Annotated in this window: 1 protein-coding gene; it reads right to left on the bottom strand. The window is 55.3% G+C overall.

Annotation, left to right across the window (positions count from 1 at the left end; translation table 11 throughout):
* Nucleotides 1–58: 58 nt before the first annotated feature.
* Nucleotides 59–1673: DUF3418 domain-containing protein (locus ACTHS3_RS12495; protein WP_440368077.1), on the bottom strand; the 1615-nt coding region annotated here is incomplete at its 5' end.

Genomic DNA, 1673 nt, shown 5'->3' with positions numbered 1-1673 from the left:
GTATATTATCATAATTTTATAGTTAAGGTGATTTCACCGCTATTATGCTGTTTCCAATCTACCTCAAAATTCCCCACTCCTTCAACAACCGCTTCATCGATACTGGATACGGTGTCTTCAACTCCTGCGCAAACAGCGACACTCTCAATTCTTCAATCATCCATTTAAACGCGGCGAGGTCGTCTGAAACGGGTTGTCCTTGTTTCACTAAGCTGTCGGTTTTTTCCTGCCACATTTGTTCCAGCTCTTGAATATCGGCTTCGCGGGCTGCGTCACGGGCGGGGTTGCCGCTGTATTTTTCGAGGCGCAGGGTCATGGCTTTGAGGTAGATGGGCAGGCGTGGCCATTGTGCCCACGGGGTGTGGGTGGCGAAGCCGGCGGCGAGCAGGGTTTGCAGGCGTAGTCTTAGAAGGTGGGTGAGCGGGTGTTTGCCGAGTTTGCCGTTGAGTTCGGCGTAGGCGGCGGCGGTTTCCTGTAGGTAGCGGCTGAGGGCTTCTTTGACGGCGGGCAGGCGGCTGCGGGCGCGTTTGATTTGCTCTTTGAAGGCTTTTTCGTTGCGCGGCAGCTCGTCTTCGCCGATAAAGGCGCGGTCGCAGACGGCTTGGGTGAGGTCGTCGCGCAGGGTGTCGGCGTTGATGTGTTTGAGTAGCATGGCGGCTTGGGTGAAGCCTTGGATGCCTTTGTTCAGGTCTTTAACTTGTTCTTTTAGTTGTAGTTTCATGAGTTCGATCACGCCTAATCTATGGGTTTGTTCGGCGGCGGCGGACGTGTCGAACAGGCGCAGGGCGATGCGGCCGTCTTTTTCTTTTTGCAGGCCAAGGTAGCCGGTAAGCTGTTGTTTGCCGCGTGCGAATTTGATGGATTCGGGCAGGGTGCCGATATCCCATGTGGTAACGTTGTCGCGCTCAAATTCTTGGGTGTTGTCGCGGAAGGTGACGGCGGCAGCTTGGCCGAGCTGTTGTTGCAATTCGTGCAGTTTGCGGCCGCCGGCAAGCTCTTGTCCTCCGTCGTCGATAATGCGCAGATTCAAATAGCAATGTTCGGGCAATTCTTGCGCCGCCCATGCGTCTTGGTCGATTTGCTCGAGAATCCGCATATCGCCGGCACTTTTGGCGATAAAGTGCGCCAACTGGGGAATGATGGACGCTTGGCGGTCGGGATTGCTTTCGAGGAATTTGGTGATGAAATCGGGGACGGGCACGCAAATGCGGCGGATTTGCTTCGGCAGGGCTTTAATCAGCAACTGGATTTTTTCGCGTAACATACCGGGCACCAGCCATTCGAGCGACGGCGCGTGCAGGCGGTTGAGGACGGTCAGCGGCACGGCGTCGAGCGGATGGTGCGGCTCGAAGCGGTAGGAAAGTTTGAACTTGCCGTCTGCGGTTTGCCAGAATTTGGGGAACTGCTCTTCGGTAATGTGCGCGGCGGCGTGTTGCATCAGATCGTCGCGGCTTAGGAACAGCAGGCGCGGATTGTCGCGTTCGGCGGTTTTGAGCCAGGCTTCAAAGGTGCGAATATCGGCAAGGGGTAAAGGTTTCAGACGGCCTTTTTGAGATGCTGGCTGCTTTTTGGGTTTTGGGTCGTCTGAAACATTTTGTCGGGTATGTGAACTCGGTTCACGCTCGCGGTTGTCCGCATCATTGGAATCCGTATGCATGGCTTGTGCCACACGT

The organism is Neisseria sp. P0009.S007 (genome assembly GCF_051962515.1).
Note: the sequence above shows the minus strand (reverse complement) of the source record. Positions and strands in the feature narration are given on the sequence as shown.